This window comes from Amycolatopsis pigmentata (assembly GCF_042684065.1).
Classification (GTDB): domain Bacteria; phylum Actinomycetota; class Actinomycetes; order Mycobacteriales; family Pseudonocardiaceae; genus Amycolatopsis_E; species Amycolatopsis_E pigmentata.
On sequence record NZ_JBHUKR010000002.1, the window covers coordinates 114,245 to 132,632 of the forward strand.

Genomic DNA, 18,388 nt, shown 5'->3' on the forward strand with positions numbered 1-18,388 from the left:
GTAACCGCGGGCGCCGTGGTAGATCATTCTAAATGGCCTCGGTATTGCGCATCACGCGAATCTGCCAGCGTTGAAATTCGGACAAGTCCCAACCCTGAACGCCGCTGCATACCGGCGGACTTGCAGCCCTTCTTCAAGAACCCGGTCTCGTCGACGATCAGCACACCACCACGCTCGCCCACGTGCTCAACCGCGCAGTCACGCAGATCGTCGCGAACCCCATCGGCATCCCAGGCTGCGGCATTGAGCAGGCGCTGCATCCCATCGGGGGTGAGGTCACCGGCAGCCTCGGCCAACGTCCACCCGCCCTTGCCGGCCAACGGGGCGAGCAGACCGCGCACATACGCCCGCGCCCGCCGCCTCGGCTCAACCCGGTAGAACCGGCCCGCAACCCGCCCGAACAACTCCTCCAGCCCAGCCACCCAGGCATCAAGATCCTCATCGGTCACCACAAGATCAACAACCTGCACGACCAAGATCACCAAGTGCGGCTGGAGTATTAGTACTCCAGCCGCACTCTGTAGTCATTGGTCTCTCTGCGCCGGCAGTGAGTTTGTTGGGCGCGGTATTGGTGGCGTCGGCGCCACCGGGATCAAGTCCAGAGGTCAGGATCAACAAACCAGACGAACCGACACACAATAGGAGCCGCCAGCCGACTCAATGAATCCCTAAAATACCTGCCTCAAAAATCTTGACATGCAGCGGACCGCCGTCCCGCGTTCATGGCGCATGAGCTAATTATTGGTGTCGTCGTTCACGCCTGTATGTCCATGACGAGTAGGCGGTCGGTGATGCTGCGCGACAGGCCAGCAGCTTCCTCGTGCTGCGGATGGTTGTAGAAGTTTTTTAGTACGGCTGCGTCTGGAACTGCAAGTAACGATGCATGCGTCAGCCCCTCATTCAAGGGAACTACACCGAGGTTTGCGCCCGAAATCGCCCATTCCACCCCGGGAATCATACCAAAATCGGCAGCCCTGCGCATGGATTCTTGCACGTCGTGATCGCTAGCTGACGAATTGTATGACCTCAGTGTCACATGATAGATCAACGTGTCTCTCCAATCTAGTCCAATTACTGTAATAGACGGTGACTACGACTGATTTGGCCAGCCACGGGCCATCCGATTTCGTCGTCTCCGCTAAACCCTACCGGGTCGACTGGGACTCCTTCAATAGCCACCGTCGTTCTCTGAAATTGAGAGGCCCCAATCCGTAGGCCGGACCTTCGCCAATTACGAGACAATCTGCGTCAGCCGGGCCGCACCCGTCGGGCAAACATCTCACCGCCGCACGCGAAGTGTCACGACTTCGACCGCGAGGAGCTCGAACGTGTCACTTGACCATGAAGCCAGCGTCTACGGGAAGCGCGACCCCGGTAATGAACCGCGCATCATTAGAGACGAGAAACGCGACGGCATTGCTTACATCTGATGCCTCGATGACACCGACTGGCAAGAGATTGGACATAGCAGAGCCAAACGTCGGAGATTGTTCAGCGAACGCCCCGAACGCATCGTTCATAATCATAGGCGTGTTTACGCCCGTTGGGTGAATCGAGTTGACGCGGATAGAGTGAGGAGCCAACCAATTCGCGTACGAACGCATCAGCCCGACCACCCCGTGTTTAGCGGCGACGTAACCGTCCATTGCTCCAGTGCCATTGCCGCCCCGTCCGGAAAGGCCTTGCGTTGAGCTCGTCAGTACGATCGCTCCACCGTCGCCCTGTTGGATCATTTGCGGCACTGCTGCTTGAAGAGTATTCCTCACGCCGCACAGGTTGATGGCAATGAGGTCGTCGAACGCCCGCCGGTCCATCCGCTCGTCGACGGGCGAGGGCGCTATGCCGATACCTGCGTTGGCCAGCACGATATCGAGCCGGCCAAGCTCGTCAACACCCTGACCGACCGCTGAATTCAACCCGTCATAATCGCGTACATCGGCCTGATATGCAGCCACGCGCTGGCCTAAAGCCTCCACACCCAAGACCGTCAACGCCAAGTCTTCTGGCGTCGCCATGGGCGCCTGCACCGAATCAACTTGCGCTGCTATGTCGATGGCGAGGATATCCGCGCCTTCTTCCGCAAGACGCAGAGCATGGCTACGACCTTGGCCACGAGCCGCACCTGTTATCAGCACTACTTTACCGTCAAGTTTTCCAGGCATGCGTGTCCACACTTTCTTCGGATGTGAGAATGGACTTTCTAGCGCACCCCAAAACAGACGCAAACTTGCTATTCTGCCACAGTCAGAATATTGCGATCGGATTGGTTGGCGAGCCGGTTCCGTTGTGAATACGCATCGGCGATATAGAAAACATGAATTCGTAGCGTTTGCGACTTAGACACGCCTCACTCAACTGCTCGAGGTCGCAGTTGTCCTGCAACCAAAGGCCCATTGACACCTGACCTATCTCATGAATCGGCATCCGCATGACGTCAAATCCACTAGGAAGCACGTCATTGACCGCGTCGCTGGCCAGCAAGGAAATGTCCCATTTTCGCAGCAACGGCAAACATGCGGCATGCAAGCCGGGCAAACCGTCGAATCCAGCAGACGGGCCTTCAGCCTCACGGCGCCCCCAGTATCCTGTCCGCACAATTAGCGCGTCTCCGCTACGCGGCACGAGTCCCTGCGATTCTAGAACAGCCTCCAACTCCTCTGGGCCTACCGGCTCGCCGTTTTCGAGCCAACGGACGCCTCGGTATCGCGGTATGTCTGCTAGAAGCCCACGTGTAGTGATACCAGTCGCGGCCACTTCCACCGAACACACTGTTGCGCCTTGGTGAGTAGTCACGAGCTGTGATGACTTGCCGTTGTACATCTGCCCCTTGAAAAATACGTGCGACAGAGCATCCAGGTGCGTCATATAGAGACCGTGGAACGTCCAGCCCAGGAAGTCGCGGCTTAACTGAAGACCAATGTCTGGGACGGATTCCGGATGGAGCGCGAAATGTTCCCCGGAATTTAGCATGTGGTGAATCGGTGGATCAAGGACGTCCGGCCCGGGTTCATCACTGATTGTGCGCGACAGGGAAATAGTGGTCCCGTCAGCGACTAATGCAACTGCACCAAGTACGTTCCGGGCGCTGATGAGATTTAGAGTACCCTTCTCGTCATGCTCGCCCCAGCGACCCCAATTTGTGAGGCTCTCAAATAGTCGTTCAATTGATATTTCGTCTAGCCCAAAGCTGGTAGCCATGATTATCCTTACGACAAATTCAGGAGTGGAAGGGTCAGCCTCGCGCCATCATGCGCGGTGTTCATTGCGATGGTCGGGCTGTCTGCCGCGAGGGTCGATGGCTTTGACGGGCCAAGGTCTTGGCGTGCGTATCCCTGACCGCGCGCTGCCCCAATGGTGAATGATACCTCGCTATCCAACTTTCCCAATTGCCTCTCCTTTGAAGTGGTCAGAAATTTGTACTTCCAGCTGAGTATTTTCGCGAACGCAAACCCGCGCCCGAATGTCGGGCAAGGCGGGACGTTCTACATCTGCATCGAGGCCGTGGCAATGGTTTGACGGGCCGGGCGCGGCCCGTCACAAATCGGACCGACGATTCGCCGGTCAAGCGACCCAATGCCTTCGATACTGTCCGCGACGTGATCGCCGGGTTGCAGGAACCGCGGCGGTGTCTGACTGGCACCAATTCCGGAGGGAGTTCCTGTGAAATAATGTCTCCCGGCAACAGCTCGTCCGCGCGAGGGTTGATGGTCGTGACTCGGGGAACGTCCGTCCGCGGCTGTCGGGACCAGCAGTTCCTGACCCAGCTGCGTTGAAAATCGTCCGGGCTCGCCTTCCGCGAGTCCAAACTCCCGGAAGAACGCTCGAGCTAGCGGCAGGTTCGTGACCTCCCGCTCGACACTGACGACTCGGTGGACGGACATAAGTGGGCTCCTCTTCGGTGTGCGTGACTGATGCTGCCATTCTTTGTGAGTGAATGCAATGCACTATAGGGAACGCGCCGGCCTCAACTTCAGGACGAGGACCGTCCGCTCCCAGATCGAGGAGCTCGTCCAGAGCACTGGCTCGCATCTCGTTGATCTTCACGGAGCTTGGCCCGTCGGATCGGCCGCTCGACGCCTGCGCGCTGTCGGCGGGCGGAACTCCAACGCCCATCCCGGACCGCGCAACAAGTACCGCAACCCGATCATCGGCTATCCCTATCTGCACTCCGCGATCGACGACCACTCTCGCCTGGCCTACTCCGAGCTGCTACCGGACGAGATCGGCGAGACCGCGGCCGCGTTCAGGCGCCGCGCGCGGGCCTGGTTCGCCAGCTGCGGCATCACCCTCGAGCGCCTGCTCACCGACAACGGCTCCTGCTACCGCTCCCGCGCGTTCGCCGCCGCGCCCTAAACCAGCCAGCACAAGCGCACGGGTGGAGTCGACTCGGGCGAGCAAGATTTCGATGACGTTCTCGGTGCCGGCCCGTCCGTTGGCGGCGAGACCCCAGAAGTCAGCGCGGCCGATCGCGGCTGCCCAACCTGTCCTACGACGCGTCGGTGCGCAACTCAAGTCCGCTGTGCGCGATCGCCGGTCGGATCACCATCGCCGAGGTTGAGCCGTTGGTCGAACCGGGCGGGCTGGACCTAGAACATATCGACACCCCAGGGGCGTTGGGGCAACGGGTCGTGAGGTCGGCGAGCGGCAAACAGATCGAGAAGACGACCACCCGGCCATGGCAAACCGCAGGGCACGACGGCCACCGATAACGCGGACGCAGGTGCAGCGATGACCTTGACCCGTTCGCAACTGGCCGCTCGTGTCGCAGGCCGAACTGGTCGACAGGCAGTACGTCAATCTGGGCATCGGTTTGCCCACACTGATCCCGAACTACGTCCGCGCCGACGTGCGGGTCGCACTGCAGGCCTAGGACCGCATCCTCGGCGTGGTCCCCTATCCCTATGACGACGCGGTAGATCCGGATCTGATCAATGCGGGCAAAGAGACCGTGTCGGTCGTGGCCAGTGCAGCCTTCTTCGACTCGGCGATGAGTTTCGCGATGATCCTGCGGGCCATATCGATGTGCCGTGCTCGGCGCGATGCAGGTCGGGCGTCAACGGTGACCTCGCCAACTGCGCGATCCCCGACGTCCGCGCTGCCACCGAGCCGACGCTGAACGAGGCACCCGATCTGCACGAGATGCACGTCGAGCCCGAGTGATGAGTCGGCCTGCGGCGCCGCGGCGGCGGTCGCACGCAGGCGGGTCGCAGACCGATCGCCACATCGCCCGCAGCTGAACCTCGAAGATAGTGGATCTGGACAGGTTTCTGGACCTCGGTCCACTCGATGGTGCAGCGGCGGCGGGCCATGGCCCGCCAGCGGGGTAAGTGCTTGGCCGCCGCCCGGTGTGCAGGTCGTCCGGTACGTCGAGTGTCAATGGCAGTGGCCGCACAGGTGTCGCCGCGCCAGAAGCAGGTGTAGAGTTCACTATATGAGATTGACTTCATGTATGATGAACGCTAGCATCGTGTGCAGGAATTGGTACGTCGGTGTACCGGCGGAGTAACGCGACGTGATCGGTGGCCTCAAGCTCACTTCTACCTTGCGAGAACCAGAGCGCTGAGACATCAGGTGGAGTCGCTGGGGGGCAATGTGCAGGTCGACGTCGCGACACGCCCCACCTGGTCGAGGCTCCTATTCGAGATTCCACACCCAAGGAGGTTCATAGTTGTCCGCTTCGGCTGCCGGCTCGAACGGCTGGCTCATCGTCGGTGCAAACGTTTTCGATGGAAGCGGTAGCGCCTGCAGGCGAGCCGACGTCCTGGTGGATGGCGACCGCATCGTCCGGGTAGCGGACCATATCGAGTCGAAGGACTACCCAAACGTAGATGTCATCGATGGTTCAGGGCAGACACTGATGCCCGGCATGGTGGATGGGCACGCGCACTTTGGCAGCGGAAGTACGGTGACCCATAACGCCAGCGGCAAAGAGCCGCACGAGGAAAAGGTGCTGCTTATTGCTCACGCGGGTGAAACCATGCTCCAGCATGGATTCACGAGTGCTTACCTAGGTGGTGACCGCAACCCAGCCGCGGTAGTCGCTCTGCGGAAAGGCGTCGAAGAGGGGTGGATGCACGGTCCCCGTCTTCGCGTGGCATCTTGGGAATCGACCACGTTATCCATCATGGACCCGACGCACGCTTTGCACACAGACCGAGCATCGGTTGCCGACCACCTGTATAGGTGGGTGCACGACATGGCTGATATTGGTGTGGACATCGTCAAAATGCCCTTGACAGGCGAAAGCGGACTGGGGCCGTGGAACAAATCTGCTGAGAATACTTCGCGAGACCTCATCTACTCCGAAGAAGAGGTAGCGTCAGCAGCGAAAGCGGCACAGGAACGTGGACTTTGGCTGACCGCACACGCACACTCGTCTGAAGGCATTCAGATGGCCCTTCGGCACGGATTTCGGGCCATCTACCACGTATCTTTCGCTGACGACGCCGCGATCGAGGCGCTGGCCAAGGCGAAAGATCAGGTATTCGTTGCGCCTTCACCCGGAATTCTGTATGGACTTCTCCACGACGAAACCTACCCCCCCACAGAGGGAATGGAGACGCAGGAAACGATAGAAAGCCTTCGCAATGTTGTTCCCAAAATGCACCAGGCGGGCATCCGACTGGTTCCAGGTGGCGACTACGGGTTCAATGTAGCCCCTATTGGTGAGAACGCCCGCGACCTCGAACTGTTTGTCGAATGGTTTGGGATGACACCAGCGGAGGCGCTGCGCTGCGCGACTGAGTACGGCGGCTTTGCGATGAACATGCAGCATGAGTTGGGACTCGTCCGAGAGGGCTACCTCGCGGACATGCTTCTCGTGGACGGAGAACCGACCGAGAACGTGGCCATACTTCAGGACCCGGAGCGGCTCACTCTGATCATGCAGGGCGGCCTGCCGTACAAGATGGACTCACGGCGGCTGCGTACGAGCTACGACCATGTCGGAGGCTCGGGTTAGCACAGTCATAGTGCGCAACCGACCCGCCGAGGCCATCAACGGCCGACTCGAACACCTGCGCGGCCCTCGATTGGGATGAATCGGCGTACCGGCCAGCAATGTGGCACTACCGGCCTCTCGACCAGCGGCGACGCGCGGACCGCGATGTCTGCCCGTCGATGAACAAGTCGGGAGAACCGGGTGCACATCACTAGCCCTCCTCTCCCAGCTCGGTCGTGAACGCCGCCTCACACTTGAGGGGGCACTTCGGACACGGCGTCGGGTGCGGTCGCGTGAGCCAGCGAAATATTCACGAAAAGTCATTGACTTCATCACTGGTGAACTTGTATCTTCGTGGAAGATCGACAGGCGTACACGCCTTCTAGCTGACGTTATGGTCACAGTCCGTGAGACACGCTCTAAGGCCAGTTGACTCGAAGGCCGACGCGTAGGAGCTGCGCGCCTGAACGTCTTTAAATAACAATACCTCGACGCATTATCGTTTCAATCGACGCGGCGATTCGCGCCAGCGGTTGTCGTCGGAGCCCGCCGGGCCGCCTTCTTCGAGGAGTCGGCGGAGTATCTGCTCATCGAGCAGTTCATGTCCGATCATAAACGTGCTCTGACGGTGGATCATTGCGGCGAAAGCAAAATACGTAATTCTCGAAGGGAGAGTTTTATGAATGCTAAACGGGTCCTGGTGACCGGCGCCAGCGGTCTCATCGGCGGTGCAGTGGCAAGGGCATTCCACCGAGCGGGATGGACGACGTACGCCCTCATTCGAAAGGAGTCTCAGGCTCCGGCCCTTGCCCAGGCGGAGATCATTCCTTTACTGGGGGACCCGGGTAAGCCGGAATCTGTCCAGAACCTGGGCGCTGCGTCCTTTGACGTCATCGTCTCCAACACGGAGGATCTCGGACAGCCCGTCGAGCATCTGCGACAGGTCCGTCAGACGCTGGACTACCTGACGGCGAAGAGTTTGGATGACGGGACGAAGACCCTAGTGATCTTCACGAGCGGCTCGAAGGACTACGGTGACATGCCGCATGGCGAGCCGGTGACGGCACCGCATTCGGAGTCCTCGCCGATCAATCCTCATCCGTTCGCCGCGCCACGGTCCAACTTCGCCCAGTCGCTGCTGGCCAAGAAGTCGCCAACATTTGATGCCGTGGTTGTTCGGCCGGCGCTGGTCTACGGCCGCTCCAGCGGCCTTTACGGGCTCTTCTTCGCGCACGCCGAGAAGAGTTCGGACAAACTGGTGTTCAAGGCAGATGAGGAGAGCATGCTGCACTCGGTGCATGTGGACGACTGCGCCGCCGCCTATGTCGCGCTGGCAACCGTCGCGATGACCTCCGATATTAGTGGTCAAGCGTTCAACGTCGCTAACGCCGAGTACGAGACTGCCGCACAGGTAGCTCGCGCGCTGGCGGACTCCTACGGCCTCGAGGTCCAGTTCGAGAAACCGGCTACGGAGATCACGGGCTTCGATGCGCACCTTCTCGCGAACACCTCGCAGTGGGTGGATTCTACGAAGCTCCGTGAGCTGACCGGTTGGGCGGAGCAAATGCAGCCATTCACAGCAAATATCGACCAATATCGAATGGCTTACGAAGCTAACCGGAAGCTGTAAACGCCGACCGACAAGCCTCCATTGAGGAAACAATCAGCGCCGTGCGAACGACCAGCTGACTCGAGAAGCTGCCCGAGGGGCTGGTCAATCAAGGATCCGAACAGGCGCAGAGCGTCGCCGGGTCGGCAATGTCGCTAGTACGGCAGCAGCACTTAGATGATCTTGGCTGGTCAGGGGCACTGTCTGGACCCTGTTGATCATGTAGGCAGCCGCCTCAAGATGATCAAGGTGTGAAGCACGAAGATCATGAGGCGGCTGCGGCTGTCCATTAATACTCCAGCCGTAGATGGGTGACGATCGCGCGGGGGGCTGCTCGACGGCTGGAAGGGCCGCGACCTTGTCTAACACGCCAGGCAGCCACCCATAGCTCTTGAGCCACCGCTGACGCCTTGGCCGTGGACCCCGAGATGACCGTGCTGGCCACCCTCGTCGGCGACTTCGCGGCCTTGCTCACTCCGGCCACCGGCAACCATAACCGTCTCACCCGCTGGATCGACCAGGCCCGGGCCGGGGATCTATCCCACCGGCACGCCTACACCCGCGGGCTCGAATTCGACCGCCACGCCATCAACGCCGCCCTCACCCTGCCATTCCACAATGGACGAACAGAAGGAGTTCGCCAAGCGGCTGGTGGGCAGCCTGCACGGCTGCCTCAAAACCCGCACCCTCTACGACGAAGCGACCGCCTGGTCGCACCGTGTCGAGAAGGTTGCTGCTTGACATTCAAGCTCCGGGGATGTCTCTGTAGCGTTTGGGGATTCGAACCTCGGCGATCAGACCGCCTTCTGCTCCGGGGTCTAGACGAAGCTGCCAGCCGTGCCGGGCGATGACGGCGGCCATCAGCGCAGCGCCGAGGCCGCTACCTCTGCGCTGTAGACGCCCGGCGCCGCGATGGAATGGTTCGACGACCTTGGCGACCTCGTCGGCGCTCATGGGTGCGCCGGTGTTGGCGACAAGAAGAACGTATTCGTGCCCTTCCGCACGGAGGCCCAACTCTACCCGGCCACCGCGACGGTTATGACGTATTGCGTTGTCGAGCAGGTTGCGGACCATGAGCCGGACCAAGGTCGCATTTCCCTCGATAACGGCGGGATCGAGGTCGGCACACATCGTCACGTCGTGTTTCAGGGCTGCTGCCTGATGACTCTCGGTTTCCTGGCGGACGATGAGAGTCAGGTCGATATCCTCGAGAAGGCCCTCGCCTCCTTGGGTTTCCGCCAGATCCAGCAGTGTGCGTACGGTTTGCACGCTGCGACTGTTCAGGCTGCGCAAATCCTGCAGAATGTCACGCGTCAATCCCTCCGGGGCGTCGGCCAGCGCATAATCGAGAACCGCCTGTGTGACGGCCAGCGGCGTCTGAAGTTCGTGGGAGGCGTTCGCCGCGAAACGGCGTTGTGCCTCAAAAGCGTCGTCCAGCCTCGCCAGCATGATGTTGAAGCTCACGGCCAGGTCGGTGACTTCGTTCCGAACACGGCCGACGGGTACCCGAGCCCGTAGATTTGTTTGCGCGGCCTGGTGTACCGCGTCGGTCATCGAACTCAAGGGCGCGAGTGAGCGTCGCACTATCCAGCGCACGACAACCGCTCCCCCAATGATCACGACGGCCAACGCAATTGCCGAGAAGACCAGCAGACGTTCGCCCTCTCGCCGAGGCAGCAGCATTGGCCCTGACACGCCCGCCGGCGGCGGAACCGCACTGCCGGTAGGGTCGGGCGAGACCCCGGGTACCGCGCCAACGATATCGTTCGGGACGTAGGCCATCAACAGTGTGATGGTCGCCGCCATCACCAATGCCAATGCGGCGATGACAGCGATCAGGCTTCCGATGATGTGAGCGCTGATGGACCCGCGGCGGCCGAATCGCGCGGTCCTGCCCTCATCAGGTGCGGACAACGCGATACCCGACACCGGGAACGGTCTCGATCGGCCACGGCTTGCCGAGCTTCTTGCGCAACGTGGAGATGACCACCCGGGGTGAGTTCGTGAAGGGGTCGGCGTGTTCATCCCACGCGCGCTGCAGAAGAGTCTCAGCGCTGAGTACGCCACCATCTGCGCGTAGCAACTGCTCGAGGATGCGGAACTCTTTGGGGCTCAGTGACAACAATGTTTCACCGCGGAACGCCTGATGCGTGAAGGGATCGAGCCGAAGCTGCCCGAAACGGAGTTCAGGCGGTGCTCGATGACCCGACCGGCGCTGCAGCGCACGCAGCCGTGCAACGAGTTCGGGAAACTCGAAAGGTTTCACGAGATAGTCGTCGGCTCCTATCTGTAAACCTGCAACTCGGTCGACAAGCGCCGCCGACGCGGTCAGCATCAGCACACCTACCGAGCGGTGGTGGGCGATGATGTACTTGCACACCTCATCGCCGGACAGCAGCGGCAGGTCGCGATCAAGAACCACCGCTTCGTACTCCTCGGACTGCAGGCGGTCAATCGCGGCCGTGCCGTCATGAACCACGTCGACCGTCAGACCTGCGCGGTGCAATCCGTTGCGGATGGTACGGGCGAGGATCTGCTCATCCTCCGCCAGCAGGACCCTCACGCAGATTTCCCTTCGACATTTTTTACCCTACGCTCCCATTGCACCGCGGCGAGGCGGCGGCAGGCTGGGCAGCGGACGCCCAGCCTGCCAGCGCCGGTACTACTTCGCCGGCGTCGCAGCCTCACCCTTCGTGACGCCCACCCCGGCAGGGGGCTTGTCTCCCGGCTGGCCGATCAACACGCCTCCCTCACCCTTCGTGACGCCCACCCCGGCAGGGGGCTTGTCTCCCGGCTGGCCGATCTGGCCGTTCTCCGGGGTGTCCGTGGCCGTGGTCGAACCCGCTGGGGAAGTGTGGGTGAAGGTGTCCGCGCTGGCCACCGAGGCCGCGACGGCCACCTCGCCACCGGCGAGACCGAGAACGAGCATGGCTCCGGCGAGAACTTTCTTGATCTTCATGACGTGGACGGACCTTTCTACCGCGCCGTCCCTCGGCGTCGGCTGCATCAGTCAAGGCGCTGCACTGTTGCGGGATCTTAAAGAGACCGCGGGCCGGCCGTCCGGATCGGGTACTGCTCCGATCAATTCCCGCCAAGGAGGGGCCGCTCTCAAACCGTCGCCACCGACTTCGATCCTCTCCCTACGCGGCTGCTGGCGCGGGACTGTCGGCGATCTTGTTTGCGCCGTGAGGCGTTGTGTTTCGAATGGAGGTGAGAGACCCCCGTCTCCGGCCTGTCGTAGCGGCCGGTGGAGCTGAGGGCAGCCTGATCCGGGTGGAGCCGGGGAGGGTGGGAGCAGCCCTGACGAAGCCGGGACGTGGCCAGTACTGCCAGATGGTGCGGGTCCGGCGAGTGGGATGAAGAGGAGTACGCGAGGAACCAGCGTTGTTACGTCCCTTGATCTGACACCTGCTCAAATCTGGTGGATATTGGGCAGGGCGCGGTGCGCACCCACGGCCTTCGGGCGGGTGGGGAACTCCTTGGCCGGTTTACAAGAGCGGGCTGGGAGGAAAGACTACGGCGTACTCGTGGCGATGCCGCAGGGACACAGTTGGGCTCCCTCCTTCGTCGAGCGAAACACAGTGAACACGGGAACCACCCGGTCAAGCTCCCCGGCGGTGCGGCAAGTCCGGCTGCGCCGCTTGGGGATAGACGCACCGACAGCTGCTGGTGGCGTTCGACCGGGTCGCGGGCAACCGCGGAGCCCGTACTCCTGGTGTCGACGATATGACCGTCGCCGATGTCGAGGAACAGGTCGGGGTTCCGGGGTTTCTGGATGATCTGCGGCTGTCACCGGAGAAAACCCGGGTGCGGCACCTGTCGGACGGGGTCGATTTCTTGGGATTCCATATCCAATGGCGTCGCAAGCGCGGCTCGGGCAGATGGTTCGTCTACACCTTCATCGGTGACCGGCCGATCCTGTCACTGAAGACGAAGATCCGGGCACTGACCCATCGGGGATCGCAACAGAATCCGGAGTATGTGATCACGCGGCTCAACCAGATTCTGCGCGGTTGGTCCAACTACTTCAAGCATGCCGTGGCCAAGCACCGGTTCTCCGTGCTCGAAAGGTTCGTCTGGAGACGGGTGACCACGATGCTGCAAACCCGGCATCATTGGGGCTGGAAGGACATCCGCCGTCGGCTCACCACCCCCACTGGGCGGTGGCGGCCGATCAGCACGGCGAACGGGACCGAGTTGTTCGACCTCAGCAGTGTGACGGTCAGCCGTTACCGCTGGCGCGGCAACAGGATCCCGAACCGATGGACGACCCTGCAACCAGCCTGACGGCAGAGACCGTGGAGAGCCCGTTGCGTCGAGAGACGCACGGCGGGTTCGGCGAGAGGTCCGGGGAAACGGAGCCGGAGCAATCCGGTCACCGCGCCCCGGGCCTACTCAGCGGCCGGGTGGTGATCCGACAGGCTGGGGCATCGTGCCTCGGAGGGCGTGCCCTTGGCCGGGCCGGATGGCTTGTTGTCCCAGATCACAAAGACGGTTTTGCGAGCGAGCCGCATTTTCGGGTGTGGTCAGTTGACGAGTTCGTATCCGGCTTCGGTGACGGCGTTTGTGATGAGTTCGAAGGGAAGTGGAGTTTCGCTGGTGATGGTGACTCGCTTGTTTTCGACGTCGACGTCGACGGTACGAACGCCGTCGAGTTTGCTGACTTCTTCGGTGAGGGATGAGGCGCAGTGGCCGCAGCTCATTCCGTTGACGGTGTAGGTGGATTTCATGGTGTCGGGTCGCCTTTCGGTTGGGGGTTTACTGGAACCGGCGGAGCCGGAGGCTGTTGGAGACCACGAACACCGAACTGCATGCCATGGCGGCGCCGGCGATCATGGGGTTGAGCAGGCCGGCCGCGGCCAGTGGTAGTGCGGCGATGTTGTAACCGAAGGCCCAGCACAGGTTGGCTTTGATCGTGGTCAGGGTGCGGCGGGACAGGCGGATCGCGTCGGCTGTGGTGGTCAGGTCGCCGCGGATGAGGGTGAGGTCGGCGGCTTCGATCGCGGCGTCGGTGCCGGTGCCCATCGCGAGGCCGAGGTCGGCTTGGGCGAGCGCGGCGGCGTCGTTGACGCCGTCGCCGACCATCGCCACGACCTTGCCTTCGTCTTGCAGGCGCCGGATGGTGGCGACCTTGCCCTCGGGTCGTACGCCGGCGATGACCTGGTCGATCCCGACTTCCTGGGCCACCGCGCGCGCCACGACGTCGTTGTCCCCGGTCAGCAGCACTGGTGTCAGGCCGAGCCGCCGCAGCCGCGCCACGGCCTCGGCCGAGGTGGGTTTGACGGTGTCCGCGACCTCGAGGACGGCGCGGGCGCGTCCGTCCCAGCTGACCACAACCGCAGTGTGGCCACGTTTTTCGGCACGCGCTTTGGCGTTGCTCAGCCCTGGGGGCACGTTCCGACGCTTGACCAGCTTGACCCGGCCGACGATGACGGTGCGGTTGTCGACGTTTCCTTGCACGCCATGGCCTTCCAGGTTCGCGAAGTCCCGGGCGCTCGGTAGCGTCCCGACTTTGTCGCGTGCGGCGCGGGCGATCGCCTGAGCGATCGGATGTTCGGAGGCGTTCTCGACCGCTCCCGCGAGACGCAGCACGTCGGCCGTCTCGACCCCTTCGGCAACGTGAATGTCCACAAGGGACATTCGGCCGGTGGTGACGGTTCCGGTCTTGTCCAGCACGACGGTGTCCACCCGCCGGGTCGACTCCAGCACCTCGGGCCCCTTGATCAGGATGCCCATCTGGGCGCCGCGCCCGGTGCCGACCAGCAACGCGGTCGGCGTGGCCAAACCGAGTGCGCAGGGGCAGGCGATGATCAGCACCGCCACCGCGGCGCTGAATGCCTGTGTCGCGGAGCCACCCGCCCCGAGCCAAAAGGAGAGGGTGCCGACCGACAGCGCGATCACCGCAGGCACGAACACCATTGCCACACGGTCAGCCAGCCGCTGGACCTGGGCCTTGCCGGCCTGCGCGTCTTCGACGAGCCGGGCGATCTGCGAGAGTTGGGTGTCGGCGCCGACCGCTGTCGCGCGGACCATGAGCCTGCCGCCCGCGTTGACCGTCGCCCCGGCCACCCTGCTCCCGGGTCCGATCTCGATCGGGACGGACTCGCCGGTAACCAGGCTCGCGTCCACGGCGGAGTTGCCCTCCTCGACCACGCCGTCAGTGGCGATCTTTTCCCCTGGCCGCACCACGAACACCTCGTCCACGAGCAGGTGCTCGATCGGGATGTCGCGTTCTTCCCCGCCTCGCAGTACTGTCACGTCCTTCGCGCCGAGAGCGAGCAGCGCGCGCAGCGCCGCCCCCGCCCGGCGTTTGGCGCGTGCCTCGAAGAACCGGCCGGTCAGGATGAACGTGGTGACTCCGGCGGCAACTTCCAGATACAGACTGTCGGTTGCGGGTTGGATGGTCAGCGAGAAGGTGTGCCGCGTGCCCGGCATTCCGGCGTGACCGAAGAACAACGCGTACACCGACCATCCGAACGCGGCCAGCGTGCCGATCGAGATCAGCGTGTCCATGCTCGCCGCGCAGTGGCGCAGGTTCACCACCGCCGCCCGATGGAACGGCCACGCCGCCCATAACACCACCGGCGCGGTGAGCATGAGGGAAAGCCATTGCCAGTTCCGGAACTGCAGCGCCGGCACCATCGCCATCGCGATCACCGGCGTGGACAACACCGCGGCGCCGATCAGCCTGGCCTGAACAGTCGACAGTGTACCGTCCTCATCGGACGCTGCGTATTCTGTTGCATGCTGGGACTTTTCCAGCTTTGGAACGCGCGCGGTATATCCCGCCGCCATGACCTGGTCCACCAGCAGCCGGGGATCGATCGTGGACGGGTACCGGACTTTTGCTTTCTCGGTGGCATAGTTGACCGTCGCGGTCACGCCGTCCAGTTTGTTCAGCTTCCGCTCGACCCGCATCGCGCAGGCGGCGCAGGTCATCCCACCGATCGTCAGCTCGATCTCGGGGAGCTCGCCCGTCGTGGTCACCGCCGCCTCACCCCCCGTGCCCGCCGTGCGCGGGCGCAACCGGCCGGTCACCGATCGGTCCCGCCAAGGAGCCGATCGTCCATCCCGTCGCCGCCACGAGTATCAGCACGACACCGAACACGGTGAGCTTCGTGGCCGGGTTCAACCGCGCCACCAGATCCCCCACACCACCCGCACCCAGAACCCAGCCACAGCCCGCGACCAGAACCAGCGAGAGCGCGCCAGTAACCACCGCCATCACGATCCGGCCCCGCTGTCCACGATCTCCACCATGCCCAAGATAATACCCCTTACCCGTATAGGGATCTCAAATACTTCCCACCAACTTCCAGTCCACCAGCGAAAACCGGTCCACAAGAGAGGAGTATCCGGTCGGCGAAACTGCATACAATAGGCCCGCACGAGGAAAAACGATGGCGAGGCACGGGCGGTATGGCGAGTGACCAGACCCACACCGACGCTCACCTCACCCGGCTTCGCCGCATCGAGGGCCAGATCCGTGGCCTGCAACGGATGATTGAAGCCGACGCGTACAGCATCGACGTCCTCACGCAGGGCTCGTCCGCCACCAAGGCATCGCAATCCTTTGCCCTGGCACTGCTCGATGAGCATCTGTCCACCTGCGTCACCGATGCCGCGAACGCGGGTGGCCCGGACGCACGGCGCAAGGTCCGCGAAGCATCCGAGGCGATCGCCCGTCTCCTCAAATCCTGACAACGGGTGCAAAGGTGCTCGCGACTCCGTTCAGTTCGCGGCACGACGGCGGGGTGGATCCTCAGCGTCATGCAGCAGCGCGAGCAGGTCCTTCCGGGCGCGAAACACCCGTGAGCGGATCGTGCCCACCGGACATCGGCATACCTGTGCCGCCTCGTCGTAGGACAGGCCGAGTGTCTGGGTGAGCACGAAGGCTTCTCGGCGTTGGGCGTCCAGCGAGGCCAGCAGCGCGGAGAGGGCGACGCCTTCGTCGAATCCCGGCCCGGTAATGGGTTGGGCTTGCTCGACTCCGCGTTGCCAGTCGGTCACCTCGGCGTGCCGGGGCCGTGCCCGGGCCGAGCGGATCTGGTCGGCCGCCACCCTGCGTGCGATCGAGAGCAGCCACGTCACCGCCGAGGACTCGGCCCGGAACCGGTGCAGCGCCCCCAACGCACGCAGAAAGGTCTCCTGGGCCAGATCATCGGCCGACCCCGGATCCGACAGGTGCGCGACGAGACGCCACACCATCGGCTGGGTGGCCCGGACAAACCGCTCCAGCGCCACCGGGTCACCCCGGCCGGCCGCCAGCGCCCAGTCCGTGATGTCCCGTCCGCTCGGCCGGTCCACACTCACGCTCCCCGTCAAGCGCCGTCTCACCGCTAGTTCATCGGCGCGGTCGCCGGTGGCATCAGGCCGCACGGTGCCTGCTTGCCGGACGGCGCCGGAGGCGCGACCGTTTCCCGCCACGGGAGAATTCGCCTCCTCCTGCGGAGCCGGCCGCCACAGACCAGTCAGCGTCGGGAGCATCGTCGGCCACTGGCTGAGGGGGATGGTCGCGGCGATACTGCCGCTGAACGACGAACAACAGCGCCGCGCCGAGCACCGCGAACACATGGGTCGCCAGACGAGCGCCCGTCACCGTTCCGGCGGCCAGGTCCGTTGCCGACACCACGGTCAACACCAGCACGAAGCCCGCCATCACCGGAAGCTGGCCCGAGGCCATTCGGGGCAGCAGCGCCGCGCACAGCAGGCCGACACCGACGGCCAGGTTCCACGCGCTGCTCTCGTGCCCCAAATGCTGCGGCATGAACCCGCCCTCACTCATCCCGGCCATGCCGGAGGCGACCCCCAGCAACTGCCCCAGGGCCAGCGTCAACTGGGCGAAGGCCACGATGCCCAAAGCGATCCTGGCCGGCCACCGCCCGGTACTCGGCGCCGGAATGCGCGCCAGGATCGTCTCGGAGAGATCCGGCACGACCGGTGCCGCCCGGACAACCAGTGTCCGCCGCAGGACGTGCGCCCGCGCCTGCCACGACCGGCACGCCGAACACGTCTCCAAATGCCGGTCGACCACGTCCGGGGACACCAATTCCGGCTCGCCGTCAAGGCGGGCGGACAACGCCTCGCGGAACATTTCACAACTCACGGTCACAGTAGTCGGATCGCAGCCCGAAAAGTTCCCGGCGCCGGTGCCCTAGCCTTCCCACCATGCGCGCGCACGATGAGGACACACGGATCACGGCACTGGCCCTCGCCGCCGGCCGAGGTGACCGCCGCGCATTGGCCGACTGGGTGCGCGCCACCCAGGCCGACGTGTGGCACCTCGTCGCGCACCTGACTGACGTCCACCGCGCCGACGGCCTCACGCAGGAGACCTACCTGCGCGCGTTGTCCAGCCTGCCGCGGTTCGCCGGACGGTCCTCCTCCCGCACCTGGCTGCTGTCCATCGCCCGCCGGGTCGTCGTCGACCACATCCGTTGTTCCTCCACCAGATTCCGCCTGACACGCCACCCGGAATGGGACCCCATCGCAGACGCCCGCCACGGCGACCAGGTCGGATTCGAAGACATCGTCGAACTCACACTGCTGTTGGACGCGCTGGAGCCGGAGCGCCGTGAAGCCCTTGTCCTGACACAGATCCTCGGCTTGACCTACCACGAAGCCGCCGAAATCTGCCGATGCCCCGTCGGTACCATCCGCTCCCGAGTCGCCCGCGCCCGCGACGACCTCCTCGACTCCAGCACCGACTGCGGCCGACCCCGCCATGTGACCCCGTGACGCTCAACTACCACCCGCACCTCAAAACGAGGTGAAACACGGGGCCGGACCCCACCCGTCCGAGGGACACGCCAGGAACCAGAGTGCGGCGCGGGCCGACA

Annotated in this window: 20 protein-coding genes and 3 pseudogenes; 10 read left to right on the plus strand and 13 right to left on the minus strand. The window is 63.3% G+C overall.

What is annotated here, in order from left to right; translation table 11 throughout:
• Positions 1-98: 98 nt before the first annotated feature.
• From ACFSXZ_RS00930 to ACFSXZ_RS00950, 5 genes and pseudogenes are all read right to left on the minus strand, one after another.
• Positions 99-452, minus strand: a pseudogene (locus ACFSXZ_RS00930) (transposase); the annotation flags it as partial.
• Between the two features lie 302 nt (positions 453-754).
• Positions 755-1,036, minus strand: coding sequence for a Dabb family protein (locus ACFSXZ_RS00935; protein WP_378260351.1), 282 nt, complete (start codon positions 1,034-1,036; stop codon positions 755-757).
• Between the two features lie 295 nt (positions 1,037-1,331).
• Positions 1,332-2,162, minus strand: coding sequence for a mycofactocin-coupled SDR family oxidoreductase (locus ACFSXZ_RS00940; protein ID WP_378260177.1), 831 nt, complete (start codon positions 2,160-2,162; stop codon positions 1,332-1,334).
• An 82-nt stretch (positions 2,163-2,244) separates the two neighbouring features.
• Positions 2,245-3,198, minus strand: coding sequence for a cyclase family protein (locus tag ACFSXZ_RS00945; RefSeq protein ID WP_378260179.1), 954 nt, complete (start codon positions 3,196-3,198; stop codon positions 2,245-2,247).
• Positions 3,199-3,482: 284 nt separating this feature from the next.
• On the minus strand, positions 3,483-3,881 hold the full coding sequence (locus ACFSXZ_RS00950; protein WP_378260181.1) for a fumarylacetoacetate hydrolase family protein: 399 nt from the start codon (positions 3,879-3,881) through the stop codon (positions 3,483-3,485).
• A 163-nt stretch (positions 3,882-4,044) separates the two neighbouring features.
• Between ACFSXZ_RS00950 and ACFSXZ_RS00955 the strand changes: the two are divergent.
• The 7 genes and pseudogenes from ACFSXZ_RS00955 to ACFSXZ_RS00985 all read left to right on the plus strand — a co-directional run.
• Positions 4,045-4,347: pseudogene (locus ACFSXZ_RS00955) on the plus strand (IS481 family transposase); the annotation flags it as partial.
• 125 nt (positions 4,348-4,472) lie between these two features.
• Positions 4,473-4,709, plus strand: coding sequence for a CoA-transferase (locus ACFSXZ_RS00960; RefSeq protein WP_378260353.1), 237 nt, complete (start codon positions 4,473-4,475; stop codon positions 4,707-4,709).
• Positions 4,710-4,885: 176 nt separating this feature from the next.
• Positions 4,886-4,978 (plus strand): annotated as a pseudogene (locus tag ACFSXZ_RS00965) (succinyl-CoA--3-ketoacid-CoA transferase); the annotation flags it as partial.
• 44 nt (positions 4,979-5,022) lie between these two features.
• Positions 5,023-5,160: a hypothetical protein gene (locus tag ACFSXZ_RS00970; protein WP_378260377.1), complete on the plus strand. Its 138-nt coding sequence runs from the start codon at positions 5,023-5,025 to the stop codon at positions 5,158-5,160.
• Between the two features lie 508 nt (positions 5,161-5,668).
• Positions 5,669-6,961: an amidohydrolase family protein gene (locus ACFSXZ_RS00975; RefSeq protein WP_378260183.1), complete on the plus strand. Its 1,293-nt coding sequence runs from the start codon at positions 5,669-5,671 to the stop codon at positions 6,959-6,961.
• A 580-nt stretch (positions 6,962-7,541) separates the two neighbouring features.
• Positions 7,542-8,570 (plus strand): NAD-dependent epimerase/dehydratase family protein, encoded by a 1,029-nt coding sequence (locus ACFSXZ_RS00980; protein WP_378260185.1) that lies wholly within the window; start codon positions 7,542-7,544, stop codon positions 8,568-8,570.
• 597 nt (positions 8,571-9,167) lie between these two features.
• A complete protein-coding gene (locus ACFSXZ_RS00985; RefSeq protein WP_378260187.1) occupies positions 9,168-9,290 on the plus strand; it encodes a hypothetical protein in 123 nt (40 codons plus the stop codon).
• A gap of 3 nt (positions 9,291-9,293) precedes the next feature.
• Here the strand turns inward: ACFSXZ_RS00985 and ACFSXZ_RS00990 are convergent, their stop codons facing one another.
• The 3 genes from ACFSXZ_RS00990 to ACFSXZ_RS01000 all read right to left on the minus strand — a co-directional run bounded on the left by ACFSXZ_RS00990 (position 9,294) and on the right by ACFSXZ_RS01000 (position 11,508).
• Positions 9,294-10,478, minus strand: coding sequence for a sensor histidine kinase (locus ACFSXZ_RS00990; RefSeq protein WP_378260189.1), 1,185 nt, complete (start codon positions 10,476-10,478; stop codon positions 9,294-9,296).
• Positions 10,450-11,112, minus strand: a complete 663-nt coding sequence (locus ACFSXZ_RS00995; RefSeq protein WP_378260191.1) for a response regulator transcription factor — start codon at positions 11,110-11,112, stop codon at positions 10,450-10,452. The genes ACFSXZ_RS00990 and ACFSXZ_RS00995 overlap by 29 nt, the downstream gene beginning before the upstream one ends.
• 99 nt (positions 11,113-11,211) lie before the next feature.
• Positions 11,212-11,508: a hypothetical protein gene (locus ACFSXZ_RS01000; RefSeq protein WP_378260193.1), complete on the minus strand. Its 297-nt coding sequence runs from the start codon at positions 11,506-11,508 to the stop codon at positions 11,212-11,214.
• Between the two features lie 767 nt (positions 11,509-12,275).
• On the opposite strand from ACFSXZ_RS01000, the gene ACFSXZ_RS01005 reads away from it, so the two are divergent.
• Entirely contained in the window at positions 12,276-12,836 is a 561-nt protein-coding gene (locus tag ACFSXZ_RS01005; RefSeq protein WP_378260194.1) for a group II intron maturase-specific domain-containing protein, read from the plus strand.
• A 239-nt stretch (positions 12,837-13,075) separates the two neighbouring features.
• Here ACFSXZ_RS01005 and ACFSXZ_RS01010 read toward each other — a convergent pair whose 3' ends face one another.
• From ACFSXZ_RS01010 to ACFSXZ_RS01020, 3 genes are read right to left on the minus strand one after another with little or no spacing between them, the layout of a single operon-like run.
• On the minus strand, positions 13,076-13,279 hold the full coding sequence (locus ACFSXZ_RS01010; protein ID WP_378260196.1) for a heavy-metal-associated domain-containing protein: 204 nt from the start codon (positions 13,277-13,279) through the stop codon (positions 13,076-13,078).
• A 28-nt stretch (positions 13,280-13,307) separates the two neighbouring features.
• A complete protein-coding gene (locus ACFSXZ_RS01015) occupies positions 13,308-15,488 on the minus strand; it encodes a heavy metal translocating P-type ATPase (protein ID WP_378260355.1) in 2,181 nt (726 codons plus the stop codon).
• 55 nt (positions 15,489-15,543) lie between these two features.
• The gene (locus tag ACFSXZ_RS01020; protein ID WP_378260198.1) at positions 15,544-15,768 is read right to left on the minus strand and encodes a hypothetical protein; all 225 of its coding nucleotides are present in this window, start codon (positions 15,766-15,768) and stop codon (positions 15,544-15,546) included.
• A 200-nt stretch (positions 15,769-15,968) separates the two neighbouring features.
• On the opposite strand from ACFSXZ_RS01020, the gene ACFSXZ_RS01025 reads away from it, so the two are divergent.
• Positions 15,969-16,250: a metal-sensitive transcriptional regulator gene (locus ACFSXZ_RS01025; RefSeq protein WP_378260200.1), complete on the plus strand. Its 282-nt coding sequence runs from the start codon at positions 15,969-15,971 to the stop codon at positions 16,248-16,250.
• 30 nt (positions 16,251-16,280) lie between these two features.
• Here ACFSXZ_RS01025 and ACFSXZ_RS01030 read toward each other — a convergent pair whose 3' ends face one another.
• Both ACFSXZ_RS01030 and ACFSXZ_RS01035 read right to left on the minus strand, forming a co-directional pair.
• Positions 16,281-16,862, minus strand: a complete 582-nt coding sequence (locus tag ACFSXZ_RS01030; RefSeq protein WP_378260357.1) for a sigma-70 family RNA polymerase sigma factor — start codon at positions 16,860-16,862, stop codon at positions 16,281-16,283.
• A 55-nt stretch (positions 16,863-16,917) separates the two neighbouring features.
• The gene (locus ACFSXZ_RS01035) at positions 16,918-17,655 is read right to left on the minus strand and encodes a zf-HC2 domain-containing protein (RefSeq protein ID WP_378260202.1); all 738 of its coding nucleotides are present in this window, start codon (positions 17,653-17,655) and stop codon (positions 16,918-16,920) included.
• 62 nt (positions 17,656-17,717) lie between these two features.
• Between ACFSXZ_RS01035 and ACFSXZ_RS01040 the strand changes: the two genes are divergently transcribed.
• Positions 17,718-18,287: a sigma-70 family RNA polymerase sigma factor gene (locus tag ACFSXZ_RS01040; protein ID WP_378260204.1), complete on the plus strand. Its 570-nt coding sequence runs from the start codon at positions 17,718-17,720 to the stop codon at positions 18,285-18,287.
• Positions 18,288-18,388 lie beyond the last annotated feature (101 nt).